Source organism: Streptomyces buecherae, from assembly GCF_014295035.1.
GTDB classification, from domain to species: domain Bacteria; phylum Actinomycetota; class Actinomycetes; order Streptomycetales; family Streptomycetaceae; genus Streptomyces; species Streptomyces youssoufiensis.
The window spans coordinates 1,901,797-1,927,816 of the sequence record NZ_CP060404.1; the positions used below are offsets into that span (position 1 = coordinate 1,901,797).

A 26,020-nucleotide genomic window follows, 5' to 3' on the forward strand; every position below is an offset into this window, starting at 1 on the left:
TCGGCTCGCGGGCCGCCCACCCGCCACCCGTACAGCGGTCCCCCTGACTTTCCTAGGGGTGGCGGCGCAGTCGCACCGGGAGGCTGCGGTGGCCGTTGGAGATGAAGGAGTCCACCGGGAGCAGCTCCTTGGGGGCCACGGCCAGCTCCACGTCCGGGTAGCGCTCGAAGAGCGCGGGCAGTGCGATGGTCGCCTCAAGGCGGGCCAGCGACATGCCCACGCAGAAGTGCACGCCGTGCCCGAAGGAGACGTGGTCCTTGTTGGGCCGGGTCGCGTCGAACTGGTCGGCGTCCGGGCCGTGCACCTCCGGGTCGCGCCCGGCGGCGGCGTACGAGACGAGGATGGCCTCGCCCTTGCGGATGGTCACCCCGGCCAGCTCGATGTCCTCCACCGCGTAGCGCAGCGGGAGGTTGGCCACCGGGGCCTGGACCCGCAGCGTCTCGTCGATGATGTCGTCCCAGCTCACCTCGCCGGAGCGGACGAGCGCGAGCTGCCCCGGATGGGTGAGCAGCGCGTGCAGGGCGTTGTCGAGCAGGTTGACGGTCGTCTCGTGTCCGGCGCTGAGCATCAGCAGCAGGGTGTCGAGCAGTTCCTGCTCGCTCAGTCGCGAGTCGCCGTCCTCGTCGCGGGCGGCGATCAGCCCGCTGGTCATGTCGTCGGCGGGCGCGGTGCGCTTGGCGGTGATCAGCTCGCCGAGCAACTGGTAGATCTCGGCGTAGGTGCGGGTGACCTCATCGGGGTCGGCCGAGGTGTGGAAGATGGAGTCCACGCAGGCGTGCAGGCGATCGCGCATGCCGGTGTCCGTGACGCCGAACAGCTCGCAGATGACCTGGATCGGGATCGGGTAGGCGTAGCCCTCGCGCAGGTCCACGACGCCGCCCGGCGGGGTGTCGGCGAACCCGTCGAGCAGGTCCGTGGTGATCTGCTCGATGCGCGGGCGCAGCGCGTTGGAGCGGCGCAGCGTGAACGCCTTGGAGACCAGCGTGCGCAGCCGCGTGTGGTCGCTGCCGTACGCGGTGAACATGTTCTGCACCGCGACCCAGGTGAACAGCGGCCACTCAGGGGATATCTCACCGTTGACCCACGCGGGCCAGTGTTGGCGCGGGTCCTTGGAGACGCGGGGGTCGGCCAGCAGGTCCTTGAGCATGGCCTGCTGCGTTACTGCCCACGCCACCACCCCGCCAGGGAGTTCCACCAGCGTCGCCGGCCCCCGGGCGCGGAGCCGGGCTCCCTCCCCGTGGATGTCGCGGCCGGTGGGGTCGATGGCGACGGGGCAGGACTGGGCTTCCATGAGGTCTCTCCAGAGGTCGCGTCGAAAGTGGCGGGCGCTGAACTGACGGATGCGTGCGAAGTGGCCACGGGAACCGGCGGGAAGCGGACGGGCAGCGCGCTGAGCGCGCGGTGGAACGGCCCCGGCCGCCACTCCAACGCGTCGACGGGAACGGCGAGTTCGATGTCCGGCAGCCGGTCGAGCAGCTTCTCGACGGCGACCGAGGCGGCCAGCCGGGCGCTGCTCTGCGCCGGGCAGGCGTGCGGGCCCGCGCTCCAGGCCAGGTGGGCGCGGTTGCCCGCGCGCTGGTCGGAGGCGAGGGAGGAGTCGGTGTTGGCGGCGGCGAAGCTGATGACGACCGGCTCGCCCTCGCGCAGCCGCAGCCCGTCCAGGTCCACGTCGTGCACCGGGTAGTGGACGGCGTAGTTGGCCATCGGCGGGTCGGTCCAGAGCACCTCGTCCAGGGCGTCGTCCACCGGCAGGCTGCCGCCGGCCAGGCTGCCGGCGAACCGGTCGTCGGACAGCAGCAGCCGCAGCCCGTTGGCGATGAGGTTCTGCTCGGGCTCGGTGCCCGCGCCCATGAGCACCACCAACTGGTGGAGCATCTCCTCGTCGGTCAGCTCCGCGGGGTGGGCCATCATCCAGGAGATGACGTCCGCGCCCGGCTTGGCGCGCTTGAGCGCCACCAGTTCGACGATGGCCTCGGTGAGCTGGGCGTTGGCCTGCTCGGCGTTGACTCCGTCGAAGATCCCGGACATGCCCGCGAGAAGGCGCTCACCGATCTCGGGCGGGCAGCCGAACATGCGGTTGGAGACGAGCATCGGGATGACCCGCGCGTACTCGACCAGCAGGTCCGCCTCGCCGCGCGCGCAGAACCGGTCGATGAGGGTGTCCGCGCTCTCCTCGACGTAGCCGCGCAGCGCGTTGGGGTCCACGCGCTCCAGGGAGTCGGTGACGGCCTGGCGCAGCCGGCGGTGTTCCTCGCCGTCGGCGAACAGGCAGTTGGGCCGGTACATCATCATCGGCACGACCGGGCTGTCCATCGGCACCGTGCCGTCGGCCAGGGCCCGCCAGCGGCGCGGGTCCTTGACGAAGGTCTCCGGGCTGCGCAGCACGCTCAGGGCCGCCTGGTAGCCGATGACCAGCGTGGCGTCCACGCCGGGGGCGAGCTGGACCGGGGCCGCCGAGCCGAAGCGGCGCATCCGTTCGTAGGCGGCGGTCGGGTCGGTGGCGAAGTCGGGACCGTAGATCGGCTCGCCGGTGGGCCGGCCAGCGTGCGCGGGGCAGCCTGGCGGCGGCCCGGTGCCGACATCGGGGTGAGAGGTCACTCGTGCTCCTGATCGGAACGGGAGGGGCGGGTGGTACGGAAGCGGGGCGGGGAAGTGGGGCGGGGAACGGTGGGCGGCGCCGGCCGACCGCTCGGCGCGGACGCGGGGGGTGAGCGGTCGGGTACCGGCAGCAGCGGGTGGTGGGCGCGTCGCGGGGCCGGCGGTGTGGGTCGCCGCGGTGGGCGCGCGGTGGGGGTGCGCGTCCGCCGGGCGGTCCGGCGCCGGCTGGTCGCCGCGACGGGGGCTAGACGTGCGTGCGGTGCGCGTTGCGGACCTGGAGGTACTGCACGAGCGCGATCAGCGCGTGGGTGGAGGAGATGCGGTCCCGGGCGTCGCAGGTGACCAGCGGTGTGTCGGGCAGCAGGTCGAGCGCCTCGCGTATCTCGTCCTCGTGGTAGCTGGGCGCGCCGTCGAAGTGGTTGACGGCGACCGCGTACGGCAGGTCGTGCTCCTCCAACAGGCCCATGACGTCGAAGGACTGGTCGAGGCGGCGGGTGTCGGCGAGCACCAGGGCGCCGAGCGCCCCCTGTGTCATGTCCTGCCACAGGCGGGTGAACCGCTTCTGGCCCGGCGCGCCGAACAGGTAGAGCACCAGTTGGTCGCTGAGGGTCAGCCGGCCGAAGTCCATGGCGACGGTGGTCGTGGACTTGCCGTCGATCCCGGCCAGGTCGTCCACCAGGGCGCCGGCCTGCGTCATGGTCTCCTCGGTGCGCAGCGGCTTGATCTCCGAGAGGGACCCGACGAACGTGGTCTTGCCGACCGCGAAGTGGCCCACGACCAGGAGCTTGGCCGCGGTGCGGACCGTCTGCCGCAAGTAGACGTCCTCAGAGGCTGGCGCGGAGCCCATCGAGCACCTCCTGCAAGAGCTGGGATTCGGGGAGTTGGGCCTTGGGGATGGGGGCCCGGGTGACGATGTGCCCGCTGTCGACCAGGTCGCCGAGGAGCACCTTGGTGACGCTGACCGCCAGCTCCAGGTGCCCCGCGACCTCGGCGACCGACAGGGCGCCGCCCCGGCACAGCTCCACGAGCCGCCGTTGCTCCGGGTTCAGCTCGCTGAGCGGCCGGTCGTGCTGCGCGATGACGAGCGTGACCAGGTCGAAGGTGTTGCGGGTCGGGTAGGCCCGGCCGCCGGTGACGACGTAGGGCCGTACTAAACCCCGCTCGCGCCGAGGCGGGGTCATGCCGAACTACCAAGCCGGGGCGGGCTGGTGAGCTCCTTGCCGAGCCGGTCCACCAGCTTCTGCATGCGGTACGTCACGGCCTCCATGTCGACCTCGGCCGTGGCCGAGACCGCCAGGTAGGCGCCCTGCCCGGCGGCCACCAGGAAGACGTAGCCGTCGGCGAACTCGACGAGCGTCTGCTGCCAGGGGGTGTTCTCCTCGGCGCAGAACTCGGCGGTGCTGCGGCTGATCGACTGGAGCCCGGACAGCGCGGCGGCCTGTCGCTCCGCCTCGTCCCTGCCGATGCCCTGCGAGTGCGCCCGCAGCATGCCGTCGGACGAGAGCAGGATCGCGTGGCTCGCCTCCGGCATTCGCACGGCCTCGTCGAGCATCCAGCCCAGGTCGTTGGTCATGTGATCGTTCACGCTGGTCATGCCGGGGAGTTCCCTTCCTCGTCGTTGGGGTTGGTGGCGCGCCCTGACCTGGTACCGCGGGCGAAGGCACCCATGCGGCGCGCCGTCTCCTCCGCCGTCCGCGCCGGTGCCTGCTCGGCTGGGGGCAGCGGGGCGGCGGGCGTGGCGGCGGTGGTCGCGCGGCCCGGGGCCGGCTGCCGGCGGCGGCGCTTGGGGAGGCCGCCCGCCGTCGAACCGTGGATGACCGGCTCTCCGTCCTCGTGGTCGGTCGGCGTACGCGGTGCGGCGGGTCGCGCCGCGGCGGCCTGCGGGCCGGCCTGGGTGGGGGTGCGGGTGTGGGTGGGGGCCGCTCCGGCCGCGGTGGTGATCGAGGGGACGGCGGGCGGGGTGGCCGCCGCTACCGTGCTCGGCCCGTCCTCGGTGACGTGCGTGAGCAGCACGCTCGGCAGGAAGAGCACCGCGCGCACGCCACCGTACGGGGAACGGGTGTCCACCGAGACGTTGAAGCCGTAGCGGGCGGCGAGGATGCCGATGGCGGCGAAGCCGAACTGCGGCGGGTCACCGAGCCGGGAGACGTCCACGGACTGGCGGCCGGACAGCAGCCGGGTGGCGCGCTCGATCTCCTGGCCGTCCATGCCGACCCCGGCGTCGTCGATGACGACGCAGGCGCCGTTGTGCGCGGGCTGGAGGTTGACCTCGACGGCGGTGTTGGGCTGCGAGTGGCGCGCCGCGTTGTCCAGGAGCTCGGCCACGGCGAGCACGACGGGCTCGACCGCCCGGCTGGCGACAGCGATGTCAACCTGGGCGTGCACGCGCACCCGTCGGTAGTCCCTGATCCGCGAGGTGGCGCCGCGCACCACGTCGAGCAGCGGCGACGCCGCGCGCTGGCGGCCCGGCCAGGAGCCGCACAGGACGGCGATGGCCTGGGCCCGGCGGCCGAACTGGGAGTTGGCGTGGTCGATCTCCAGCAGGTCACGCAGCACGTCGGGGTTGTCGTGCCGGTCCTGCATGCGGGAGATGGAGAGCTGCTGCTCGTGCGCGAGGCCCTGCAGGGCCCGCATGGACGCCTTGAGCGCGGCCTTCGCGGCCTGGTCCGCGCGGGTCTGCGCCTTCTCCACGGCCCCGGCGAACTGCTCGGTGGCCTGCTGGAGGTGCCAGGCGTAGGCGGTGCCGGTCAACTGCTCGTCCAGGAGGCCGGGCGCCGGCAGCGACTGGTGTCCGGAGTCCTCGGCCGCCGGCAGCCTGACCTCGACCAGGTGGCGCGCCTCCTCGTCCCGGGCCCGCAGGCTGGTTTCCAGGGCGGCGTTGTGCTTACGCAGACCGGTCGTGATCTGCCGCTGGCGGAGCAGCAGCACGGCGACGATCAGCAGCGCGGCGGCCACACACCAGAACACCACCTCCGATATGTGTTGTGTCATCAAGTCCTCATGCTACGGGGGTGGGTAACGCGTCCGCCGAAGCGGAATACGGGCGATCATCCTAGCCAGAACGATCTCCGGCAAGGTGGCCTTCTGGCGGGATCGGGCACGGGAATTCCGGGATCGGGCACGCGTCGGTGCCGCCCTCGACACAGGCGCGGGAGCGGGGTGCGCTCCCCCGTCGGGTGACGGGGCCGGTCGGCCCCGCTCGGCCCGTCCGCGCGCGGCCGACCGGAGACGCCCCGATACGCGAGGTGGCGGCCGGCGCGCGCCGGCGGGTGGGACGGCGGGTGGAGCGGCGCGCGGCGGGCCCGGCCGGACGGCGTACGCCGGGCCGGGGCGGCGCCGGGCGCGGGGGGCCAGGCACAGGGGCAGCGCCGGGGCCCTGGGCGGTGCGGCTACCGTTGTGCCGGACGTCTGGCCGGACGACACTCGCTCCTGCCGCGTACCGTCATCGCCGGGGCCAGCCGCCTCGTTGTCGCCCCGGATGCCTGGAAGGAAGATATGAGCAGGGTTTTCACGCAGGACAGCGCGCCGACCAGGAGTGCGGGGTAAGGGCCGATGCACATCGTCATCATGGGCTGCGGTCGGGTGGGGGCCGCGCTCGCCCAGAGACTGGAGCGGCAGGGGCACACGGTCGCCGTCGTGGACCAGGACCCGACGGCCTTCCGGCGGCTCGGCGCGGGCTTCAGCGGGCGCCGGGTGACCGGCGTGGGCTTCGACCAGGACACGCTGCGCGAGGCGGGCATCGAGGAGGCCGGGGCGTTCGCCGCGGTCAGCAGCGGTGACAACTCCAACATCATCGCCGCCCGGGTGGCCCGCGAGATGTTCAGCGTCGAGAACGTCGCCGCCCGCATCTACGACCCCCGCCGCGCCGAGGTCTACCAGCGCCTCGGCATCCCCACCGTGGCCACCGTCCGCTGGACGGCCGACCAGATGCTGCGCCGGCTGCTGCCCTCGGGCGCGGAGACGCTGTGGCGCGACCCGAGCGGCGGCGTGCAGCTCGCTGAGGTGCACACCTCGCCCGCGTGGGTGGGCCACAAGGTGAGCCGCCTCCAGGAGGAGACCGGGGTCCGGGTGGCCTTCCTCACCCGGTTGGGCGAGGCGATCCTGCCGACCTCGCAGACGGTGCTCCAGGAGGGCGACCTCGTCCACGTGATGATGCGCACCAACGAGGTCGAGACGGTCGAGGCGGCGTTCGCCAAGGGGCCGGAGGCCGGCTCGTGAGCCCCGGGCGCGCCCGGGGCGCGGGCGAGGCGGGCCGCGGCGCGACCGCTGGCGGGATCGGCAGCCGCTGGCGCGGCGAGGCGGACAAGGAGGCGGCGGCATGAGGGTCGCTATCGCCGGAGCGGGCGCCGTGGGGCGCTCCATCGCGGGGGAACTGCTGGAGAACGGGCACGAGGTGCTGCTCATCGACAAGGCGCCCACCGCCATCTCGGTGGAGCGGGTGCCGCAGGCCGAGTGGCTGCTCGCCGACGCCTGTGAGATCACCTCGCTGGACGAGGCCGCGCTCCAGCGCTGCAACGTGGTCATCGCCGCCACCGGCGACGACAAGGTCAACCTGGTGGTGTCGCTGCTCGCCAAGACCGAGTACGGCGTGCCCCGGGTGGTGGCCCGGGTGAACAACCCGAAGAACGAGTGGCTGTTCACCGAGGCGTGGGGCGTCGACGTCGCCGTCTCCACGCCGCGCCTGATGTCGGCGCTGGTCGAGGAGGCCGTGAGCGTCGGCGACCTGGTGCGGCTGCTGCGCTTCAGCCACGGCGACGCCAACCTGGTGGAGCTGACGCTGCCGCCCGAGGCCGCGCTCGCGGGCACCCGGGTCGGCGACGTGGCCTGGCCCGAGGACACGTCCCTGGTCACGATCATCCGCGGCACGCGGGTGCTCACGCCCAGCGGGGACGACGTCCTGGAGGCCGGCGACGAGCTGCTGTTCGTCGCGGCCCAGGCCCGCGAGGAGCAGCTTGAGGACCTGCTGTCGCTGCGCCGCGAGGACGCGGTGGACTAGGCACGGGCCGGCCGCCCCCACCGGGGTCACGCCCACCGGGCCCACCCCGCCGGGGCCGCGCCCCGGAGCGCGCGCGGTACGACGAAGGCGCCGGGCGGAGCGGAGTTGCGTACTCCGCTCCGCCCGGCGCCTTGTGCCGTCTCCTGCCCCCTCGCGAGGGCCCGCCCGGTCCGCTGCCGCCCGCGCGGCCCGTTGTCGCCGCGCGGCCCGCTGCCGAGCGGGTCGCCGCGCGAGATGCGGGGCCACGCGTTTCTCGCGTACGTCTGGCGCCGGGCCGGTCAGCCAGGTGGCGGGCCGGCCAAGGGCTTGCGCTGGGTGAGCCGCCAGTGGTTGCCGAACGGATCGCGGAAGGCGGCGTCGATGCCGTAGAAGCGCTCCTCCGGCGGCTCGACGAACTCCACGCCCCGGGCGCTCAGCTCGCGGTAGGTGGCCCAGCAGTCGCGGGTGGCGAACGCGCCCACGCTCGCGTGCCCGGTGGCCACCAGTGAACGAATCCGCTCGGCGATCTCCTCGTCGACCGCCGGGGCGCCCGGCACCACCAGCATGAGCGGCACCTCCGGCTGGTGCGGGGCGTGCACGACGAACCAGTGGAAACCGTCCTGGACCACGTCGACGTCGACCTCGAAGCCCAACGTGTCGACGTAGAAGTCCCGGGCCACGTCCATGTCCAGCACGTTGACGCAGATCAGGGCGAAACCGGTGATCACGGCTGCCTCCGCTCGCCAGCGCTCACGCCCGGGCCGCCGCGCCCGCGCCGGTCGTAGTTGAGCACCGTCATGTGCCGGCCCAGTGCGCCCGCGAGCGTGGCCTGCGCGCCACGGTCGCACGAGGCCCCGGCCACCACGACGACCGGCGGGCCCGCGCCCACCCGGTCGTACGCGATGACCGTGCCGTCCCTGGACGCGATCGTCTCCATCGCCGGCTCTCCCGTCTGCGCGGTCTGGATCGCGACGGTCGCGCGATCACCGCCCTCGACGATAGGGAGGCGGGGCCGGCCGGGCTTCTCGAAAACTGCCCACTGTGCCCGCGCGGTGGTTCAGGGGCGCGGCCTGGTCCACATGCGCGGGTAGCAGCCCGGGACAACGGCAGTTCCTGGTGGCGCGACCGCTCCCGGTAGGCGCTCGGGCTCTCGCCGGTGAAGCGCCGGAACTGGGTGCTGAAGGAGCCCAGGCTGGCGAAGCCGACCGCCATGCACACCTCGGTCACGGTCCGCTCGCCGTCGCGCAGCAACGCCTTGGCCCGCTCCATCCGCCGGCTCATCAGGTACTGGTGCGGCGTCTCGCCGAACGCCGCCTTGAAGCCGCGGCTGAAGTACGCCGGCGAGAGCGACGCACCGCGGGCCAGGGCCGCCACGCTCAGCGGTTCGGCGTAGGCCCGGTCGATCAGGTCGCGCGCCCGCAGCAGGTGCCTGGCCAGCGGCGCCGCGGGACGCCTCACCGGCTCACCGGGTCACCGGCCGCTGGCCGTCAGCGCGCGGAGCCGTCGCGACGGGCCCGGTCCGGGTCCGTGGCCAGGCGTTCCAGGACCGCGTCGGTGGACTGCCGCGCCACGCTCTCGGCCACCGCGTCGGTGACCGCCCGCTCCGCCTCCCGCTCCCGTTCGGCGCGCTCGCGCTCGGCCTCCTCCGCCTCCATCTCGGCGATCACGTCGATCGGCGGCGGCGCCTTGGCCAGGAAGATCCAGGTCAGGTACACGCAGAGCAGGAAGGGCGGGATGCCGAGGGCGACCTTGACCCAGCCGAGCTGGGTGGCGTCCCCCCACCAGTACAGCGGGAAGAGGATCGCCGACTTGCCGAGCAGGATCAGACCCCACGCCCAGGTCGCCTTGGTGTACGCGCGCAGCCGGCCCGGGTTGCGCGTGCGCCAGGACAGGTTCTCCTTCAGGATCGGCCCGAGCAGCACGCCGATCAGCGGGAACCGGAAGATCGCGGAGAGCACGTACGCCACGGCCAGCCCGAGCGTGTACAGCATGCCCGGCAGGTAGAAGTTCTTCGCGTCGCCGGACATCATCGCGAAGACGGCGCCGAAGGCCACCCCGAAGACGCCGCTGAAGGCGTGCTTGAGGGTCTCCTTGCGGGCCAGCCGGGCCACCGCGAGCAGCACCGTCAGCGCGAGCGCCGCGATGGCCGCGACGTGGATGTCCCGCTTGATCGTGTAGATCAGGACGAAGACCAGTCCGGGCACGGTGGTGTCCACCATGCCGCGCACCCCGCCGAACGCCTCGAGGAGCGCGGTGTCGGCGGCTGCCTTGCTGCGCGCCGCCTCCCCCCCGTCGGCTGCCTCGCTCGCGTCGGTCGCGTCCGGGGAGTCCCCGGCCCGCGCCGGGGCGTGCTCCGCCCCGCGTGCGGCCCCGCCGGGAGGTCCGGCCCCGTTGGAGGCCCACTTGTCGTCAGACGTCACCCGCTACTCCTGTCCGAGCGGTCGGAGTTCGTACTTGGGGTTGAACAGCACGCGGCGGCCGTGGCTCATCGATATCCGACCGGAGGCGATCAGCCTGCGGCCCGGCTCGACGCCGACGATGGAGCGCCTGCCGAGCCAGACCACGTCCAGCGCGGCCGTCCCGTCGAACAGCTCCGCCTCCAGCGCGGGGACGCCCGCGCGGGGCCGCAGCGTGACGGTGCGTAGCGTACCGGTGACCTTGACGACCTGGCGGTCGCCGCACTCGCCGATCTTGACGCACCCGGCGTCCTCGGCGTCCTGCCGCAGCTCCGCGGAGTGCAGGTCGTCCTGCGACGTCGACAGCCGGTCGAGCAGCCGGCGCAGCGGGCCGGCCGGCTTCTCGGGGCGGGATGGGGCACTCATACGGCCCAGGGTACCCGCGGCCCGTGGGCCGCTCACCGCTCGAAGCGGTACCCCATGCCCGGCTCGGTGATGAAGTGCCGCGGGTGCGAGGGGTCGCGCTCCAGCTTGCGGCGCAGTTGCGCCATGTAGACCCGCAGGTAGTTGGTCTCGGTGCCGTACGAGGGCCCCCAGACCTCCTGGAGCAGCTGCTTCTGGCTGACCAGCCGGCCCGCGTTGCGGACCAGCACCTCGAGGAGGTGCCACTCGGTGGGCGTGAGGCGGACGTCCGCGCCCTCGCGGTGCGCCTTCTTGGCGGCCAGGTCGATGGAGAAGCTGTCGGTCTCGATGACCACCGCGTCCTCGCCGCGCCCGGTGGGCTCGGCGCGCCGGACGGCGGCCCGCAGCCTGGCCAGCAACTCGTCCATGCCGAACGGCTTGGTGACGTAGTCGTCGGCCCCGGCGTCCAGCGCCTCCACCTTCTCGTCCGAGGTCTGGCGCGCGGACAGCACCAGGATCGGCACCCGGGTCCAGCCGCGCAGCCCCTTGATCACCTCGACGCCGTCCATGTCGGGCAGGCCCAGGTCGAGGACGATGACGTCGGGGTGGCGGGCGGCGGCCAGTTGCAGGGCCGTCGCGCCGTCGGGGGCGGCGTCGACCTCGTACTTGCGCGCCTTCAGGTTGATGACCAGGGCGCGCACGATCTGCGGCTCGTCGTCGACGACGAGCACCCGACCGGGGGTCCGGGGTTGCCCCTCGGAGGAGCTCAGCATGGTGCCTGCCTTTCTGGCCGGGTGCGTACGCGGGTACGCACGGAGCGCGTGCGGGTCATGAGGTGACCTGGGCCGGGAGGTCGGGGGCGGCCGGCGGGCGGGCGGCGGCGGTGCTCAGGGTGAGGACCATCGTCATGCCGCCGCCCGGGGTGTCCTCGGCGGTCAGGGTGCCGCCCATCGCCTCGGCGAAGCCGCGCGCGACGGCGAGGCCGAGGCCCACGCCGGCGCCGCGCGGGACGTCGCCGTAGCGCTGGAAGGGCTCGAAGATGCGGTCCTTGGCGCTGTCGGGGACGCCGGGTCCGCGGTCGGCGACGCGCACCTCGACCCGGGTGCCCAGCGCGCTCGCCGCCACCAGGACGGGCTGGCCCGGCGGGCTGTACTTCACGGCGTTCTCGACGATGTTGGCGACGCTGCGCTCCAGGAGCCCCGGGTCGACGGCGACCATCGGCAACTCCTCGGGGACGTCCAGGGTGACGCTGCCCTCGGGGACGCCGCCGAGCGCCATCGGGACCACCTCGTCGAGGTCGATCTCGCGGATCAGCGGGGTGACGGTGCCGGTCTGCAGGCGCGACATGTCGAGCAGATTGCCCACGAGGTGGTCGAGCCGGTCGGCGCCGTCCTCGATGCCGGCCAGCAGCTCCGCCTCGTCCTCGTCCGACCAGGCGACGTCGTCCGAGCGCAGCGAGGTCACCGCGGCCTTGATCCCGGCCAGCGGGGTGCGCAGGTCGTGGCTGACGGCGGCGAGCAGCGCGGTGCGGATGCGGTTGCCCTCGGCCAGCTCGCGCGCCTGCTCGGCCTCGCCCATCAGGCGCTGCCGGTCCAGGACGACGGCGGCCTGGGCGGCGAACGCGGCGAGCACGCGCCGGTCCTCGGCCGGCAGCACCCGGCCGTTGAGGGCCAGCGCCAGGTGGTCGCCCACGGGCATGTCCACGTCGGCGTCCTCGGGCCGCAGCGGCACGCGGGCGCCGGGGGCCGCGGCGCTCGCGGCCGGCGCGCCCTCCGGGGAGGCGGCCGGGCCCTCGGAGGAGGTGGCCGGGCCTTCGCGAGAGGCGGCCGGGCCCTCTCGGGTGGTGGCCGGCTCGCCGTCGGCGGTGGGCGCGGCCGGGGTGGCGGCGGCGCTGCCCGCGCAGGTCCACGGGGCGGTGTCGGACTCCCGCTCAAGAAGCGCCACCGACTCCATGCCGAAGGTCTCCCGCACCCGCTCCAGCAGGGCCTCCAGGCTGGTCTCCCCGCGCAGCACGCTGCCCGCGAGGTAGGACAGGATCTCGGACTCGGCCCGCAGCCTGGCCGCCTGGTGGGTGCGGCGGGCCGCCAGGTCCACCACGGAGGCCACCGCGACGGCCACCGCGAAGAAGATCACGATGGCGACGAGGTTCTTCGGGTCCTGCACGGTCAGGGTGTGCTTGGGCGGCGTGAAGTAGAAGTTGAGCAGCATCGAGCCGACGGCCGCCGAGGCCAGCGCGGGCAGCAGGCCACCGAGCAGCGCGGCCAGCACCGTCAGGAACAGGAACAGCAGCACGTCGTTGGCGAGCCCCGGGCCGTCGTGCAGGGCCGTGAGCAGCAGGGTGAGCAGCGCCGGCCCGCCGACCCCGGTCAGCCAGCCCGCCAGGATGCGGGACCGGCCGAGCCGCGCGCCCCGGGCCAGCGGCAGCCCGCGGCCCTTGGCCACCTCGCTGTGGGTGACGATGTGTACGTCGAGGTCGGGCCCCGACTCCCGGGCCACGGTCGCGCCGACGCCGGGGCCGAAGACGTACTGCCAGGTCTTGCGGCGGCTGGAGCCGAGCACGATCTGGGTCGCGTTGACGCCGCGCGCGAACTCGAGGAGGGCGCTCGGGACGTCCTCGCCGATCACGTGGTGGAAGGTGCCGCCGAGGTCCTCGACCAGGGTGCGCTGGACGGCCAGTTCCTTGGGCGAGGCGGAGGTCAGCCCGTCGCTGCGGGCGATGTAGACGGCGAGCACCTCGCTGCCCGAGCCCTTGGCCGCCATCCGGGACGCCCGGCGGATCAGCGTGCGGCCCTCGGGCCCGCCGGTCAGGCCCACCACGATGCGTTCGCGCGCCTGCCAGGTGGAGCGGATGCGGTGCTCGGAGCGGTACTGCTGGAGGTACTCGTCGACCCGGTCAGCGGTCCACAGCAGCGCCAGCTCGCGCAGCGCGGTCAGGTTCCCGGGGCGGAAGTAGTTGGACAGGGCCGCGTTGACCTTGTCGGGCGCGTAGATGTTGCCGTGCGCCATGCGGCGGCGCAGCGCCTGGGGCGACATGTCGACCAGTTCTATCTGGTCGGCGCGGCGTACGACCTCGTCGGGCACCGTCTCCCGTTGCCGCACGCCCGTTATCGACTCCACCACGTCACCCAGCGATTCCAGGTGCTGGATGTTGACGGCGGATACGACGTCGATGCCGGCCCGCAGCAACTCCTCGACGTCCTGCCACCGCTTGGCGTTGCGCGACCCTGGCACGTTGGTGTGCGCGAGTTCGTCGACCAGCGCGACGGCCGGCCGCCTGGCGAGCACGGCGTCCACGTCCATCTCGGTGAACGTGGCGTCCCGGTAGGTGAGCTCACGACGGGGTACCGCCTCCAAGCCGTGCAGCATCACCTCGGTACGCGGCCGACCGTGGTCCTCGACGAAGCCCACCACGAGGTCCGTGCCGCGCTCGACCCGCCGGTGCCCCTCGGAGAGCATCGCGTACGTCTTGCCGACGCCGGGTGCCGCACCGAGGTAGATCCGAAGCTTGCCGCGTGCCATGTCCTCATTGTCTTTCGTGCCGCGCACCGTACGTGCGCTCTGTTGACTCTACGACCAGCGAATCGGACAAACGTCGCGGACATCGCCGCGCGGATTTGTCTTGACACGGCTCTGACGCCGCCCCGCGCCGGACCCCACCCGCCCCGCCGTGCGGCGTCGCCCGTTGACTCGTAAACCACGCGACGGACCGGCCGCGCCCTGCGAACATCGCCCGTATGGCAGACGTACGTGTGACACACACCTCGGGGCTGGACTCCGCCGCGTTGGCGGCCGTGCGGGCCCTGCTCGACGACGCCTTCGATGGCGACTTCGACGACGCCGACTGGGACCACACGGTCGGTGGGATGCACGCCCTCCTGTGGGAGGGCAGCGAGTTGATCGCGCACGGCGCCGTGGTGCAGCGGCGTCTGCTGCACGGCGGTCGGGCGCTGCGCGCCGGCTACGTGGAGGGCGTGGCGGTGCGGGCCGACCGGCGCGGGGTCGGCAAGGGGACGGCCGTGATGGCGGCCCTGGGTCCGGTGCTGCGCGGCGGCTACGAGGTGGGCGCCCTGTCCGCGGCCGACGGCGCCGACGTGTTCTACCAGCGCCTGGGCTGGCAGCGGTGGCAGGGCCGCACGTCGGTGCTGGCGCCCACCGGCGTGCTGCGCACCGAGGAGGACGACGACAGCACCTTCGTCCTCCCCCTCGGGGTGCCGCTTGACCTGGCCGGCGAGCTGACCTGCGACTGGCGCGAAGGCGACGTGTGGTGACCGGGCGCCCGTGACCGCTCTCCGGGCCGCCGACCGCCGGGCGGGCCCACGTACGGGGGTCGTGGGCCGCCCGGCTCCCGGGCGCGCGGCCCCGGGGAGCCGAGCGGGCCTGGGGGTCAGGCGGGGCCGGGCCGGTCAGGCAGCCAGACGGTCAGACGGCCAGGTGTCAGCCGGTCTGGCTGCGGTCCTCGGTGATGTGCCCGTCGCTCAGCTCCAGGACCCGGTCGGCGAGGCCGAGCAGGTTGGCGTCGTGCGTGGCGACCAGGGCGGTGACGTCCTCGCTGCGCACCACCGCGCGCAGCAGCTCCATCACCGCGAGCCCGGTCTCCGCGTCCAACTGTCCGGTCGGCTCGTCCGCGATCAACAGCGCCGGTCGGTTGGCCAGCGCGCGGGCGATGGCCACCCGCTGCTGCTGCCCGCCGGACAGTTCGCCGGGCCGCTGCTCCGCGTGGTCGGCCAGGCCCACCAGGGACAGCAGCAGGGCGACCCGCTCCTCCCGCTCGGCCGCCGGCGCCTTGCGCAGCCGCATCGGGACGCCGACGTTCTCGGCGGCGCTCAGGATCGGGATCAGGCCGAAGGACTGGAAGACGAAGCCGATCCGGTCTCGCCGCAACTGGAGCAGACCGCTCTCGCCAAGGCCGACGACATCGGTGTCGTCCACGAGGATCTCGCCCGCGTCGGGGGTGTCGAGCCCGCCGATGAGGTTGAGCAGCGTGGTCTTCCCGGAGCCGGACCGGCCCTTGAGCGCGACGAGTTCGCCGCGCGGCACGTCGAAGGAGACCCCGCGCAACGCGTGCACGGCGGCCGGGCCGCTGCCGTAGGTCCGCCGCAGGTCCCGCACCCGCACCATGTCCGCCCGCTGTAGCGTCCGCTCGCTCATCGCCCGCCGCTCCCCTCCCGGCCCCCGGCCGGCCGTAACCGATCACGCCGACGCTACGGTACGCGCCTGGTGGCCGGAGTCCAGGCCCCGTGCGCCACCCGCCCGCCGCGCGGGGCCGCCCGTCACGGCCGCGCGAGGACGCCGGGGGCGCGGCGGCGGGCGGGCGGGGCGTACGCGACCGGTCTCGCCGTCCCGCGTACGCCCGGCCCCGCGCCCCGCCAGCTCGCCCCCGGTCAGTCGCCCCGCTCCTCCGCCGCCAGCCGTCGCACGGCCAGGTTCAGCTTCAACACGTTGACGTGCGGCTCCCCCAGGAAGCCGGCCAGGCGGCCGTCGGTGTGCCGCTCGACCAGGCGTTGTACGGCCTGCCGGGACAGGCCGTGCTCCCTGGCCACCCGGCTCACCTGGAGGTCCGCGTAGGCCGGTGAGATGTGCGGGTCGACGCCGGAGGCGGAGGCCGTGAGCGCGTCTACCGGCACGTCGCGCCGCGGGACGCCGTTGAACGTGGCGATCGCGGCGCGGCGGGCGATGACCTGCTCCTTGAGCACCTTGCTGTCGGCGGCGAGGTTGGAGGCGCCGGAGACGGTGAGGGAGTAGCGGGTGTTGTAGACGTTCTCGCCGGCCGCCGACGGGCGGGGCTGGAACCACCTGGGGTCGGGCAGCGGGTTGCCGTCCTTGTCCTTGGCGTCGAGCGTGAAGCTCTGGCCGATCAGCTCGGAGCCGACGACCTTCCCGTTCTCCTTGATCTTCGAGCCGTCGGCCTGGTCGGGGAAGAGGGCCTGGGCGATGCCGGTGACCGCCAGCGGATAGAGCACGCCGCACACCAGGGTCAGCACCAGCAGGGCCCGCAGCCCCGCCGTCGCCAGGCGGGTCATGCCGCGGAGGGATGAGTTCATGAGTGTCACCCGATGCCAGGTATGAGGGAGATGAGCAGGTCGATGAGTTTGATGCCGACGAAGGGGGCGACCAGGCCGCCGAGGCCGTAGACGGCGAGGTTGCGGCGGAGCATCTGGTCGGCGCTCATCGGCCGGTAGCGCACGCCGCGCAGCGACAGCGGCACCAGCGCGATGATGATCAGCGCGTTGAAGATCACCGCCGACAGGATCGCGGACTGCGACGAGGCGAGCCGCATGATGTTGAGGGTGTCCAGGCCCTCGTAGCCGGCGACGCCCGCGAACATCGCGGGGATGATCGCGAAGTACTTGGCGACGTCGTTGGCGATCGAGAAGGTGGTCAGCGCGCCGCGGGTGATCAGCAACTGCTTGCCGATCTCCACGATCTCGATGAGCTTGGTGGGGTTGGAGTCCAGGTCCACCATGTTCCCGGCCTCCTTGGCGGCCGAGGTGCCGGTGTTCATCGCCACGCCCACGTCCGCCTGGGCCAGCGCGGGGGCGTCGTTGGTGCCGTCGCCGGTCATCGCGACCAGTTGGCCGCCGGCCTGCTCCCGCTTGATCAGCGCCATCTTGTCCTCGGGCGTGGCCTCGGCGAGGAAGTCGTCCACGCCCGCCTCGTCGGCGATGGCCTTGGCGGTCAGCGGGTTGTCGCCGGTGATCATGACGGTCTTGATGCCCATCCGGCGCAGCTCGTCGAACCGCTCCCGCATGCCCTCCTTGACGACGTCCTTGAGGTAGACGACGCCGAGCACCCGTGGTCCGTCGACGTCGTCGACGGCGACCAGCAGCGGGGTGCCGCCCGCCGCCGAGATGCCGTCCACCTTCTCCCGCGCGTCCGGGGAGACGCTGCCGCCGCGTTCGACCACCCAGCCGGTGATGGCCGCCGCCGCGCCCTTGCGGACCCGGCGGACCGCGCCGTCGTCGCCGATGAGGTCCACGCCCGACATCCGGGTCTGCGCGGTGAAGGGCACGAACGCGGCGTGGCCCAGCTCCCCCTCGTGGCGGGCCCGCAGCCCGTACCGCTCCTTGGCCAGCACGACGATGGAGCGCCCCTCGGGCGTCTCGTCGGCCAGCGACGAGAGCTGCGCCGCGTCGGCTAGCTCCGTCTCGCGCACGCCGTCCACCGGCACGAACCGGGCCGCCTGCCGGTCGCCCAGCGTGATGGTGCCGGTCTTGTCGAGCAGCAGCGTGGACACGTCGCCCGCGGCCTCGACGGCGCGGCCGGACATGGCGAGCACGTTGCGCTGCACCAGGCGGTCCATGCCCGCGATGCCGATGGCGGACAGCAGGGCCCCGATGGTGGTCGGGATCAGGCACACGAGGAGCGCGGCCAGCACGATCATGTCCTGCCGCGCGCCCGCGTACGTCGCGAACGGCTGCAGGGTGACCACGGCGAGCAGGAAGACGATGGTCAGCGAGGCCAGCAGGATGTTGAGCGCGATCTCGTTCGGCGTCTTCTGCCGGGCGGCGCCCTCCACCAGGTTGATCATCCGGTCGATGAACGTCTCGCCCGGCTTGGTGGTGATCTTGATGACGACGCGGTCGGAGAGCACCTTCGTGCCGCCCGTGACGGCCGACCTGTCGCCGCCGGACTCGCGGATGACCGGGGCCGACTCGCCGGTGATGGCCGACTCGTCGACGGAGGCGACGCCCCAGGTCACGTCCCCGTCGCCGGGGATGATGTCGCCCGCCTCGCAGACCACCAGGTCCCCGACGCGCAGCTCGGTCCCCGGCACCCGTTCCTCGGCGGCGTCGGGGTCGGTGGTGGCCAGGCGGCGGGCGACGGTGTCGGTCTTGGCCTTGCGCAACGTGTCGGCCTGCGCCTTGCCGCGCCCCTCGGCGACGGCCTCGGCCAGGTTGGCGAAGAGCACGGTCAGCCACAGCCAGCCGGCGATGGCCCAGCCGAACCAGTCGCCGGGATCGGTGATGGCGAGCACGGTGGTGAGGATCGAGCCGATCTCGACCACGAACATGACGGGCGCCTTGACCTGCGTCCGCGGGTCGAGCTTGCGCAGCGCCTCGGGCAGCGAGCGCAGCAGTTGGCCCGCGTCGAAGAGGCCGCCGGCGACGCGCCCGGGCTCCGCGTGCTCGCCCGGCGCCGCGGGGCCGCCCGGTGCCGGGCGGGTGGTGGTGGCAGTGGGCATGGCTTCCTCGGAAAGGTCGGTCGTGGTGGGTGTGCGGCTCATGCCAGGCCCTCCGCCAGCGGTCCGAGGGCGAGCGCGGGGAAGAAGGTGAGCCCGGTGATGATCAGGATCGCGCCCACCAGGAGCCCGGCGAACAGCGGCTGCTCGGTGCGCAGGGTGCCCGCCGTCTTCGGTACGGGCTGCTGCTCGGCCAGCGAGCCGGCCAGGGCGAGGACGAAGACCATCGGCAGGAAGCGGCCGAGCAGCATGGCCAGGCCGATCGTGGTGTTGTACCACTGCGTGTTGGCGTTCAGCCCGGCGAAGGCCGAGCCGTTGTTGTTGGCGCCGGAGGTGAAGGCGTACAGGACCTCGGAGAAACCGTGCGCGCCGCTGCCGTGCACCGAGTTACCGGCGGTGTTGAGGATCGAGTCCGGCGGCGTGGCCAGGGCCAGCGACGCGGCGGTGAAGCCGAGCACGAGGGTGGGGGTGACCAGGATGTAGCAGGCGGCGAACTTGATCTCACGGGTGCCGATCTTCTTGCCCAGGTACTCGGGCGTACGGCCGACCATCAGGCCCGCGATGAACACGGCGATGACGGCCATGATCAGCATGCCGTACAGGCCGGAGCCCACGCCGCCGGGGGCGATCTCGCCCAGCATCATGCCGAGCAGGTCGAGACCGCCGCCGAGGCCGGTGTTGGAGGAGTGGAAGGAGTTGACCGCGCCGGTGGAGGTCAGCGTGGTGGTGGCGGAGAAGAGGGCGGAGCCCGCGACGCCGAACCGGGTCTCCTTGCCCTCCATGGCGCCGCCCGCCTCCTGGAGCGCCGCGCCGCCGTGGTGGAATTCGGTCCACAGCATCAGCGCGGAGAAGCCGAGCCAGATCACGCCCATCGTGCCGAGGATGGCGTAGCCCTGCCGGGTGCTGCCGACCATGCGGCCGAAGGTGCGGGTCAGCGAGACGGGGATGACCAGGATCAGGAAGATCTCGAAGAGGTTGGACAGGCCGTTGGGGTTCTCGAAGGGGTGCGCGGAGTTGGCGTTGAAGTAGCCGCCGCCGTTGGTTCCGAGCTCCTTGATCACCTCCTGGGACGCGACCGCTCCGCCGTTCGTCTGCTGGACGCCGCCGTCGAACTGGCCGATCTCGTGGATGCCGGCGAAGTTCTGGATGACGCCGCAGGCGACCAGCACGAGCGCGCCGATGACGGCCATCGGGATCAGCACCCGGACCAGGCCGCGCACCAGGTCGGCCCAGAAGTTGCCGAGTTCGCCGGTGCGGGACCTGGCGAAGCCGCGGACCAGCGCGATGGCCACGGCGATGCCGACGGCGGCCGAGAGGAAGTTCTGCACCGCGAGCCCGCCGGTCTGCACGACGTGGCCCATCGACTGCTCGCCCGAGTAGGACTGCCAGTTGGTGTTGGCCACGAAGGAGGCGGCGGTGTTGAACGCCTGGTGCGGCGATATGGAGGTGAAGCCGTACGACAGCGGCAGGCTGCCCTGGGCGCGCTGGAGCAGGTAGAGGAAGAGGACGCCGGCCAGCGAGAAGGCGAGGACCGAGCGCAGGTAGGCGGGCCAGCGCAGTTGCACGGACGGGTTGGCACCGATGCAGCGGTAGATCCACTTCTCCACGCGGAGGTGCCGGGTGGAGCTGTAGACGGCGGCCAGGTAGTCGCCCAGAGGCCGGTGCACCAGGGCCAGCGCCCCGACGAGGGCGGCGAGCTGGAGCACTCCCGCGAGGACAGGACTCATGTCGAGCTCAGAACCTCTCCGGGAAGACGAGGGCGAGGACCAGGTAGCCCAGCAGGGCGACGGCCACGATCAGGCCGACGACGTTCTCGGCGGTCACAGCTTCGTCACCCCCTTGGCGACGAGTGCCACCAACGCGAAGACCGCGATCGTGGTGACGACGAAGGCCAGGTCGGCCATCGTGAGCTCCTAGAGGTTCGTAGAGCCGTTCGGACCCCTAGAGCAAACCCCCCGCAGCGCACGCCGAGTCGTCCGTTGACGGCTCTCATACGGCCATTGGCGCCGCGTTGACGGATTCCCTACGCGCACCGCCTCCACCTGCGCAAAAGCGGTGGGCTCCACTCCGCGAAACGGAGTGGAGCCCACCGCTGAAGGTCAGTTTCCGGCCATGACCTGGGCCGTCCTTGGACGCTCGGGCTAGCGGACCTCGGTGATCTCGGGGCCGCGCTGGAGCTGGTCGACGCCGCCCGCGAACCGCGAGCCGGCCGCCTCGTCCTGCTGCACGCCGCCCTCGGCGACCATCTGCGCGTCGTCGGGCAGCTTGAGGACGATCGGGTCGCGCGGGGCCATCGGCGATTCGCCGCGCACCACGACGGTGTCGCGGACGATCTGCTCAAGGAGCCCGGCCGCCTCGGGCTGGACCGCGCCCTGACCCGAGATCACGCCGCGCAGGAACCAGCGCGGCCCGTCCACGCCGACGAACCGCACGAGCTGCACGCCGTTGGTGCCGTCCGGCAGTTGCACCGGGACCTGGGCCCGCAGCTCCCAGCCGAGCGGGCCCTCCACCTCGTCGATGACGCCGCCCTGCTGGGTGATGCCGCCGGCGATCTCCTCGCGCACCTCGCGCCAGATGCCCTCGTTCTTGGGGGCGGCGAAGCCCTGCAACTGCACCGCGCTGTCCCGCAGCACGACGGTCGCGGCGACGATCGAGTCCCCGGCGACCTCGACCCGCAGCTCCATGCCCTCGACCCCGGGCACGAACAGCCCGCCGAGGTCCACGCGGCCCTCACCGGGGTTGCCGACCTCGGAGATGTCCCACGGTCCGTCGGGGCGCGGCGCGGGCGGCAGGCTTACCTGCTCCGCCTCCTCGGCCGAGTCGTCGGCCACGTCGTCCGCCGTGTCCTCGGCCAACTCCTCGGCGGCCACGCCCTTGTCGACCTGGTCGACGGCGTCCTCACTGCGCTTGCGTCGACGTCCGAACACGTCACTGTCCTTCCCGGTCGGCACCGACCGAAGAGTATCCATTCCCACCCGATGAGCCGCCCACCGCGGCATGGCCCCCCGTGGACCCGAAGCCCCCCTCGGCGCGCGCCGAGCCGGGAAGCTCCACCACCTCGTGGAAGCGCACCTTCTCCACCTGCTGGACGATGAGCTGGGCGACCCGGTCGAACCGCTCGAACCGCACGCTCTCGCGCGGGTCCAGATTGACCACGATCACCTTGATCTCCCCACGGTACCCGGCATCCACCGTGCCCGGAGCATTCACCAGGGCGACACCACAGCGGGCGGCGAGCCCCGAGCGGGGGTGCACGAAGGCCGCGTACCCGTCCGGGAGCGCGATGGACACCCCGGTGGGCAGCACCGCGCGCTCGCCGGGGGCGAGTTCGGCCGCCTCGGTGGTGACCAGATCCGCCCCGGCGTCGCCGGGATGCCCGTAGGCGGGGAGCGGAACCGACGGGTCCACCCGCCGAATCAGGACGTCTACGGGCTCACGGCTCACGGATTCACCTCGAAGGCACGCGCGACCTTGATCTGGTCCGGGTCGGAGAGGGCCGCGTTGATCTCTTCCGGCCGGCCGTTCTCGATGAAGTGGTCCACCTTCACCTCGATGAACAGGGCGTCCGCGCGGACGGCGACCGGCCCGTCGGGCCCGCCGATCCGACCGGTCGCCGTGGAGTAGATCTTGCGCCCGTGCACCGCCACCACGTGGGCGTCCAGGTACAGCTCGGTGTCGACCGGGACCGGGCGCACGAAGTCGGTCTCCAGGCGCCCGGTCACCGCGATCACCCGCAGCAGCCAGCCGAGCGAGCCCAGCGTCTCGTCCAGGGCCGTGGCCAGCACCCCGCCGTGCGCGAGCCCGGGGGCCCCCTGGTGGGCCCGCTTGACCGTGAACCGCGCGGTGACGCCGACGCCATCGCCCGCCCGGATCGCCAGGTGCAGGCCGTGCGGCTGTGCGTCGCCGCAGCCGAAGCACTGGTCGTAGTGCGCGCCGATCAGCTCGCCGGGCGCCGGCGCTTCGGGGTGTCGCACCGGCGCCGCGGCCTCGACCGGCGGCGTCAGCGATGTCGTTCGTCCACTCACGGGTGCAGACCTTACCCGCGCTGGTGGGCGGCGGGCTCCGTCGTGCCAAGCTGGAAACCATGCAGCCTTACGAGGAACGCCTGACCGCACCCCGTTTCTGGTGGTTCATCGCCGCCCTGACCGGTGTGGCGGGGGCGCTGATCCTGCTGCCGCTGGGAACCCTGGCCATGCTCGGCGGGCTGATCGGAGCGTCGGCCCTGGCCAGCGTCGCGATCAGCGCGTACGGCTCGGTCCGCATCCGGGTGGTGGCGGGTGCGCTGGTCGCCGGGGACGCGAAGATCCCGGTGGAGGCGCTGGGCGAGGCCCGGGTCCTCGACCCGGCGGAGGCCGTCGCCTGGCGCGGCCCCAAGGCCGACCCGCGGGCGTTCATGCTGCTGCGCAGCTACATCCCCACCGCGCTGCGGATCGAGGTCACCGACCCGGCCGACCCGACGCCGTACCTGTACCTGTCCACGCGCCACCCGAAGAAGCTGGCCGCGGCCATCGCCGCGGTACGAACGAGCTAGCCCCTGGCCGGGGCGGCACGGGTGGGGGCCGTGGCGGGTGCGCCGGCTCAGTCGCGGGGGCGGCGGCGGCCGAGGCGGCGCCGCTTCGCCTTGGGAGGCGGCGGAAGCTGTGCCGCCGGTCGGGGTGGGGTGAAGGTCTGAGCGGGTCCGGCGGGCGACAGCTCGCCCGCGACCTGTTCGGCCCGCTCCGGGGACGGGAGCTGGTCCCAGGGGATCTGGCGGGCCCGCAGGTCCTTGCGGACCTTCTCGGCGAGCCGCTTGGTCTCGCGCCGGTTCATCATCGCCCCGACGGCCGCGCCGATCATGAACGGTGCGAGGTTGGGCAGGTTGCGGAAGGTGCGCTTGACGATGCGCTGCCGCAGCTCGCGCTTGACGGGCCCGGACAGGGCCGCGTTGAAGCTGGCGGGCTTGACGACGTCGATGCCCCGCTCCTGGGTCCACGCCGTGAGGTAGGCGGCGCTGCGCTGGGACAGGGTGCCGGGCGCACGCACGCCGTAGACCTCGTGCAGCTCGGCGATGAGCTTGAACTCGATGGTCGCCACGCCGACGATCTCGGTGGCGAGCTCGGCGGGCATGGCGGGCGGAACGGGCAGCATGGCCGCGGCGCCCACGCCCGCGCCCACGGTCGAGGTGGCGCCCGCGGCGCCCGCGACGAGCTTGTCCGCGATCTCCTCGGGGCCGAGCCCCGGGAACTGCGCTCGCAGCGTCGCGAGGTCCCGCACCGGAACACGGGGGGCGCTCGCGATGATCCGGTCGGCGACGGCGCTCACGCCCGCCCGTACGCCGCGACCGGTCCGCCTGAGTCCGGTGCCGGCGGCCTTCGTGCCTCGGCCGACGGCGTCCGCGAGCGAGGCCGCACGGCCCCGCTCGACGTTCGCGTCATCCCGCTGGGAAACGTCCCGCACCGTAAGGGAGCCGTACCTCAGGCCGCGCAGTCGCGGCAGATGGGCTGGCCGTTCTTCTCGGCGGCCAGCTGACTCCGGTGGTGCACGAGGAAGCAGTTCATGCAGGTGAACTCGTCCGCCTGGCGCGGCAGCACGCGCACCGACAGCTCCTCGTTCGAGAGGTCGGCACCGGGCAGCTCAAGGCCCTCCGCCTGCTCGAATTCGTCCACGTCTACGGTGGACGCGGACTTGTCGTTCCGCCGTGCCTTCAGCTCCTCAATGCTGTCCTCGTTGACGTCGTCATCGGTCTTACGTGGGGTGTCGTAGTCCGTTGCCATGTCGCTCTCCCCCTCTGGGTATCTGCGGTGTCTCCAGCGCACGTAACGCGTGAGAGGCCGGACTTGTGCCCGACCTGAGGCGGAGATTTTGCCTCACATCAAGGTCTGTTACTCAATCGACACCCAACCGGCCCCCTGAAGAGGTGATCGGCTTGGATGGCGGTCGGACGGTACACGATGCGCGGGGGGTCCTTCACACGCGCCCTCACCGGTACTTCCCGTGATCGGCGCCCCCGGAAACCCGGATTTTCCCGGCTTTGCACCACTCTCCGCGGCTACGGAGAGTACGTGGCCGAAAATTCGTCCGTGTGATCGAAAACACATGGCGATGAATCTCGCCCCGTCGGGATAATTCCGCTAAAAGCGAACAAATTCCCAGGCTCCCGTGCGCCCCCTGGGGAGCGCCCCCACCGTTCGCCGGGGTGACGCGTCGCACGCCGCGCCCGGCCCGCGGCCCCACGCGCTCACACCGGGAAGGAGACCTGGATCACCAGTCCACCCCCCTCGCGCGGCACGGCCGTGATCCGCCCGCCGTGCGCCCGCACCACCGACCGCACGATCGACAGGCCGAGCCCGACGCCCTTGTCGCTACCGGTCCGCTCCGTCCGCAGCCGGCGGAACGGCTCGAAGATGTTGTCCACCTCGTACGCGGGAACCACCGGGCCCGTGTTCGAGACCACCAGCACCGCCTCCGCCCGCTCCAGCACGGTGTCCACCCGCACCCAGCCGTCGGGGGCGTTGTAGCGCACCGCGTTCTGCACCAGGTTCAGCGCGACCCGCTCCAGCAGCACGCCGTTGCCCTGGAGGACCGCGGGCTGCCGCTCGCCGCGCAGCTCCACCCCCTTGGCCTGGGCCTCCGTACGCGCCTGGTCGACCGCCTGGGTGGCGACCTCGGCCAGGTCCACCGGCTTGCGGTCCACGATCTCGTTGTCGCTGCGGGCGAGCAGCAACAGCCCCTCCACCAGTTGCTCGCTGCGCTCGTTGGTGGCCAGCAGCGTCTTGCCGAGCTGGGTGAGCTCCGGCGAGGCGTCCGGGTCCGAGAGCTGCACCTCGAGGAGGGTGCGGTTGATCGCGAGGGGGGTGCGCAGCTCGTGCGAGGCGTTGGCGACGAAGCGCTGCTGGGCCGTGAAGGCCCGGCCGAGCCGCTCCAGCATCTCGTCGAAGGTGTCCGAGAGCTCCTTGAGCTCGTCGTCCGGGCCGCCCAGCTCGATGCGCCGGGACAGGTCCGAGCCGGCCACCTGGCGGGCGGTGCGCGTGATCCGGCCCAGCGGCGACAGGACGCGCCCGGCCATCGCGTACCCGAAGGCGAAGGCGACCACGGTCAGCCCGAGCAGCGCCAGCAGCGACCTGCGCAGCAGGCCGTCCAGCGCCATCTCGCGCTGCCCCTGCATGCACTGCGCCACGGCGTGGTTGAACTGCGCGCTGTTGCCACGGTCGGGCAGGTCGCAGACGTCGCTGGTGGCCCGGTAGTCGGCGTTGATGATCTGGAACGGCAGCTCGTTGCCCTTGTGCAGGGCGTCGGCGGCCAGCAGGTAGATGATCGACAGCAGCAGGATGCCGGCCATCAGGAACATGCCGCCGTACAGCAGCGTCAGCCGTATCCGGATGGTCGGGCGCAGCCAGGGCAGCGGGCGGCCCAGCTCTGAGGGTGACCAGTGGGGCTTGGGGGGCGCGGTGGGCAGCGGCGGGGTGGGGGGAGGGGTCGCGGCCATACCCG

At 72.8% G+C, this 26,020-nt stretch carries 27 protein-coding genes and 1 pseudogene; 4 read left to right on the forward strand and 24 right to left on the reverse strand.

Going from position 1 to position 26,020, the window contains the following annotated elements; all coding sequences use genetic code 11:
• Nucleotides 1-52: 52 nt before the first annotated feature.
• The 6 genes from H7H31_RS06885 to H7H31_RS06910 form a co-directional block, all read right to left on the reverse strand.
• Complete coding sequence (locus H7H31_RS06885) at nt 53-1,177, reverse strand: cytochrome P450 family protein (RefSeq protein ID WP_232109723.1); 1,125 nt, start codon at nt 1,175-1,177, stop codon at nt 53-55.
• Nucleotides 1,159-2,598, reverse strand: coding sequence for a cytochrome P450 (locus H7H31_RS06890; protein ID WP_232109724.1), 1,440 nt, complete (start codon nt 2,596-2,598; stop codon nt 1,159-1,161). Before H7H31_RS06890 ends, H7H31_RS06885 begins: the two co-directional genes overlap by 19 nt.
• Nucleotides 2,599-2,842: 244 nt before the next feature.
• Nucleotides 2,843-3,445, reverse strand: coding sequence for a GTP-binding protein (locus tag H7H31_RS06895; RefSeq protein ID WP_187061126.1), 603 nt, complete (start codon nt 3,443-3,445; stop codon nt 2,843-2,845).
• Nucleotides 3,423-3,779, reverse strand: coding sequence for a DUF742 domain-containing protein (locus H7H31_RS06900; RefSeq protein ID WP_176164545.1), 357 nt, complete (start codon nt 3,777-3,779; stop codon nt 3,423-3,425). The genes H7H31_RS06895 and H7H31_RS06900 overlap by 23 nt, the downstream gene beginning before the upstream one ends.
• Entirely contained in the window at nt 3,776-4,192 is a 417-nt protein-coding gene (locus H7H31_RS06905; protein WP_254391634.1) for a roadblock/LC7 domain-containing protein, read from the reverse strand. Before H7H31_RS06905 ends, H7H31_RS06900 begins: the two co-directional genes overlap by 4 nt.
• Nucleotides 4,189-5,589, reverse strand: a complete 1,401-nt coding sequence (locus tag H7H31_RS06910; protein ID WP_187061127.1) for an ATP-binding protein — start codon at nt 5,587-5,589, stop codon at nt 4,189-4,191. Before H7H31_RS06910 ends, H7H31_RS06905 begins: the two co-directional genes overlap by 4 nt.
• Before the next feature lie 561 nt (nt 5,590-6,150).
• Here H7H31_RS06910 and H7H31_RS06915 point away from each other — a divergent pair.
• Together H7H31_RS06915 and H7H31_RS06920 are read left to right on the forward strand one after the other, a co-directional pair.
• Nucleotides 6,151-6,816, forward strand: a complete 666-nt coding sequence (locus tag H7H31_RS06915; protein WP_187061128.1) for a potassium channel family protein — start codon at nt 6,151-6,153, stop codon at nt 6,814-6,816.
• Nucleotides 6,817-6,916: 100 nt separating this feature from the next.
• Nucleotides 6,917-7,594: a potassium channel family protein gene (locus tag H7H31_RS06920; protein WP_176164542.1), complete on the forward strand. Its 678-nt coding sequence runs from the start codon at nt 6,917-6,919 to the stop codon at nt 7,592-7,594.
• 278 nt (nt 7,595-7,872) lie between these two features.
• Here H7H31_RS06920 and H7H31_RS06925 read toward each other — a convergent pair whose 3' ends face one another.
• From H7H31_RS06925 to H7H31_RS06955, 7 genes and pseudogenes are all read right to left on the reverse strand, one after another.
• Nucleotides 7,873-8,301, reverse strand: a complete 429-nt coding sequence (locus tag H7H31_RS06925; protein WP_187061129.1) for a VOC family protein — start codon at nt 8,299-8,301, stop codon at nt 7,873-7,875.
• Nucleotides 8,298-8,510 (reverse strand): hypothetical protein, encoded by a 213-nt coding sequence (locus H7H31_RS33750; RefSeq protein WP_187061132.1) that lies wholly within the window; start codon nt 8,508-8,510, stop codon nt 8,298-8,300. Before H7H31_RS33750 ends, H7H31_RS06925 begins: the two co-directional genes overlap by 4 nt.
• 120 nt (nt 8,511-8,630) lie before the next feature.
• Nucleotides 8,631-9,031, reverse strand: a pseudogene (locus H7H31_RS33755) (helix-turn-helix transcriptional regulator).
• Between the two features lie 29 nt (nt 9,032-9,060).
• The gene (locus H7H31_RS06940; RefSeq protein WP_372454727.1) at nt 9,061-9,993 is read right to left on the reverse strand and encodes a DUF3159 domain-containing protein; all 933 of its coding nucleotides are present in this window, start codon (nt 9,991-9,993) and stop codon (nt 9,061-9,063) included.
• A 3-nt stretch (nt 9,994-9,996) separates the two neighbouring features.
• Nucleotides 9,997-10,395 carry an OB-fold nucleic acid binding domain-containing protein gene (locus H7H31_RS06945; RefSeq protein WP_187061130.1) on the reverse strand — a complete coding sequence of 133 codons (399 nt, stop codon included), beginning with the start codon at nt 10,393-10,395 and terminating at the stop codon, nt 9,997-9,999.
• Between the two features lie 32 nt (nt 10,396-10,427).
• Nucleotides 10,428-11,144, reverse strand: a complete 717-nt coding sequence (locus tag H7H31_RS06950) for a response regulator (protein ID WP_187061131.1) — start codon at nt 11,142-11,144, stop codon at nt 10,428-10,430.
• Nucleotides 11,145-11,199: 55 nt separating this feature from the next.
• Nucleotides 11,200-13,890 carry a sensor histidine kinase gene (locus H7H31_RS06955; protein ID WP_187117839.1) on the reverse strand — a complete coding sequence of 897 codons (2,691 nt, stop codon included), beginning with the start codon at nt 13,888-13,890 and terminating at the stop codon, nt 11,200-11,202.
• Between the two features lie 215 nt (nt 13,891-14,105).
• Here H7H31_RS06955 and H7H31_RS06960 point away from each other — a divergent pair, with 215 nt between their 5' ends.
• Nucleotides 14,106-14,639, forward strand: coding sequence for a GNAT family N-acetyltransferase (locus H7H31_RS06960; RefSeq protein WP_187062309.1), 534 nt, complete (start codon nt 14,106-14,108; stop codon nt 14,637-14,639).
• A gap of 166 nt (nt 14,640-14,805) precedes the next feature.
• On the opposite strand, the gene H7H31_RS06965 is transcribed toward H7H31_RS06960, so the two are convergent.
• The 8 genes from H7H31_RS06965 to H7H31_RS07000 all read right to left on the reverse strand — a co-directional run bounded on the left by H7H31_RS06965 (nt 14,806) and on the right by H7H31_RS07000 (nt 22,575).
• Entirely contained in the window at nt 14,806-15,519 is a 714-nt protein-coding gene (locus H7H31_RS06965; RefSeq protein ID WP_187062310.1) for an ABC transporter ATP-binding protein, read from the reverse strand.
• Between the two features lie 233 nt (nt 15,520-15,752).
• On the reverse strand, nt 15,753-16,412 hold the full coding sequence (gene kdpC / locus H7H31_RS06970) for a potassium-transporting ATPase subunit KdpC (protein WP_187062311.1): 660 nt from the start codon (nt 16,410-16,412) through the stop codon (nt 15,753-15,755).
• Nucleotides 16,413-16,417: 5 nt separating this feature from the next.
• Nucleotides 16,418-18,553: a potassium-transporting ATPase subunit KdpB gene (gene kdpB / locus H7H31_RS06975; RefSeq protein ID WP_187062317.1), complete on the reverse strand. Its 2,136-nt coding sequence runs from the start codon at nt 18,551-18,553 to the stop codon at nt 16,418-16,420.
• Nucleotides 18,554-18,591: 38 nt separating this feature from the next.
• Nucleotides 18,592-20,277 carry a potassium-transporting ATPase subunit KdpA gene (kdpA, locus tag H7H31_RS06980; RefSeq protein WP_187062312.1) on the reverse strand — a complete coding sequence of 562 codons (1,686 nt, stop codon included), beginning with the start codon at nt 20,275-20,277 and terminating at the stop codon, nt 18,592-18,594.
• 7 nt (nt 20,278-20,284) lie between these two features.
• Entirely contained in the window at nt 20,285-20,374 is a 90-nt protein-coding gene (kdpF, locus tag H7H31_RS06985; RefSeq protein WP_037896654.1) for a K(+)-transporting ATPase subunit F, read from the reverse strand.
• 317 nt (nt 20,375-20,691) lie between these two features.
• The gene (locus H7H31_RS06990) at nt 20,692-21,477 is read right to left on the reverse strand and encodes a DUF3710 domain-containing protein (RefSeq protein ID WP_187062313.1); all 786 of its coding nucleotides are present in this window, start codon (nt 21,475-21,477) and stop codon (nt 20,692-20,694) included.
• A gap of 1 nt (nt 21,478) precedes the next feature.
• The gene (dut, locus tag H7H31_RS06995; RefSeq protein ID WP_176164532.1) at nt 21,479-21,994 is read right to left on the reverse strand and encodes a dUTP diphosphatase; all 516 of its coding nucleotides are present in this window, start codon (nt 21,992-21,994) and stop codon (nt 21,479-21,481) included.
• Nucleotides 21,991-22,575 carry a PaaI family thioesterase gene (locus H7H31_RS07000; RefSeq protein WP_176164531.1) on the reverse strand — a complete coding sequence of 195 codons (585 nt, stop codon included), beginning with the start codon at nt 22,573-22,575 and terminating at the stop codon, nt 21,991-21,993. Before H7H31_RS07000 ends, dut begins: the two co-directional genes overlap by 4 nt.
• Nucleotides 22,576-22,634: 59 nt before the next feature.
• Between H7H31_RS07000 and H7H31_RS07005 the strand changes: the two genes are divergently transcribed.
• Entirely contained in the window at nt 22,635-23,081 is a 447-nt protein-coding gene (locus H7H31_RS07005; RefSeq protein ID WP_187062314.1) for a DUF3093 domain-containing protein, read from the forward strand.
• Nucleotides 23,082-23,128: 47 nt separating this feature from the next.
• Here H7H31_RS07005 and H7H31_RS07010 read toward each other — a convergent pair whose 3' ends face one another.
• The 3 genes from H7H31_RS07010 to H7H31_RS07020 form a co-directional block, all read right to left on the reverse strand.
• Nucleotides 23,129-23,986: a hypothetical protein gene (locus H7H31_RS07010; RefSeq protein ID WP_308284320.1), complete on the reverse strand. Its 858-nt coding sequence runs from the start codon at nt 23,984-23,986 to the stop codon at nt 23,129-23,131.
• A gap of 17 nt (nt 23,987-24,003) precedes the next feature.
• On the reverse strand, nt 24,004-24,303 hold the full coding sequence (locus tag H7H31_RS07015) for a DUF4193 domain-containing protein (protein ID WP_187062315.1): 300 nt from the start codon (nt 24,301-24,303) through the stop codon (nt 24,004-24,006).
• A gap of 464 nt (nt 24,304-24,767) precedes the next feature.
• Nucleotides 24,768-26,015, reverse strand: a complete 1,248-nt coding sequence (locus H7H31_RS07020; protein WP_187117840.1) for a sensor histidine kinase — start codon at nt 26,013-26,015, stop codon at nt 24,768-24,770.
• Nucleotides 26,016-26,020 lie beyond the last annotated feature (5 nt).

Coding starts and splice junctions, on each gene's coding strand:
- H7H31_RS06895 (WP_187061126.1), bottom strand. CDS start 3,445: ATGGGCTCCGCGCCAGCCTCTGAGGACGTCTACTTGCGGCAGACGGTC.
- H7H31_RS06900 (WP_176164545.1), bottom strand. CDS start 3,779: ATGACCCCGCCTCGGCGCGAGCGGGGTTTAGTACGGCCCTACGTCGTC.
- H7H31_RS06905 (WP_254391634.1), bottom strand. CDS start 4,192: ATGACCAGCGTGAACGATCACATGACCAACGACCTGGGCTGGATGCTC.
- H7H31_RS06910 (WP_187061127.1), bottom strand. CDS start 5,589: ATGACACAACACATATCGGAGGTGGTGTTCTGGTGTGTGGCCGCCGCG.
- H7H31_RS06915 (WP_187061128.1), top strand. CDS start 6,151: ATGCACATCGTCATCATGGGCTGCGGTCGGGTGGGGGCCGCGCTCGCC.
- H7H31_RS06920 (WP_176164542.1), top strand. CDS start 6,917: ATGAGGGTCGCTATCGCCGGAGCGGGCGCCGTGGGGCGCTCCATCGCG.
- H7H31_RS33750 (WP_187061132.1), bottom strand. CDS start 8,510: ATGGAGACGATCGCGTCCAGGGACGGCACGGTCATCGCGTACGACCGG.
- H7H31_RS06945 (WP_187061130.1), bottom strand. CDS start 10,395: ATGAGTGCCCCATCCCGCCCCGAGAAGCCGGCCGGCCCGCTGCGCCGG.
- H7H31_RS06950 (WP_187061131.1), bottom strand. CDS start 11,144: ATGCTGAGCTCCTCCGAGGGGCAACCCCGGACCCCCGGTCGGGTGCTC.
- H7H31_RS06955 (WP_187117839.1), bottom strand. CDS start 13,890: ATGGCACGCGGCAAGCTTCGGATCTACCTCGGTGCGGCACCCGGCGTC.
- H7H31_RS06960 (WP_187062309.1), top strand. CDS start 14,106: ATGGCAGACGTACGTGTGACACACACCTCGGGGCTGGACTCCGCCGCG.
- H7H31_RS06965 (WP_187062310.1), bottom strand. CDS start 15,519: ATGAGCGAGCGGACGCTACAGCGGGCGGACATGGTGCGGGTGCGGGAC.
- kdpC (WP_187062311.1), bottom strand. CDS start 16,412: ATGAACTCATCCCTCCGCGGCATGACCCGCCTGGCGACGGCGGGGCTG.
- kdpB (WP_187062317.1), bottom strand. CDS start 18,553: ATGCCCACTGCCACCACCACCCGCCCGGCACCGGGCGGCCCCGCGGCG.
- kdpA (WP_187062312.1), bottom strand. CDS start 20,277: ATGAGTCCTGTCCTCGCGGGAGTGCTCCAGCTCGCCGCCCTCGTCGGG.
- H7H31_RS07005 (WP_187062314.1), top strand. CDS start 22,635: ATGCAGCCTTACGAGGAACGCCTGACCGCACCCCGTTTCTGGTGGTTC.
- H7H31_RS07015 (WP_187062315.1), bottom strand. CDS start 24,303: ATGGCAACGGACTACGACACCCCACGTAAGACCGATGACGACGTCAAC.
- H7H31_RS07020 (WP_187117840.1), bottom strand. CDS start 26,015: ATGGCCGCGACCCCTCCCCCCACCCCGCCGCTGCCCACCGCGCCCCCC.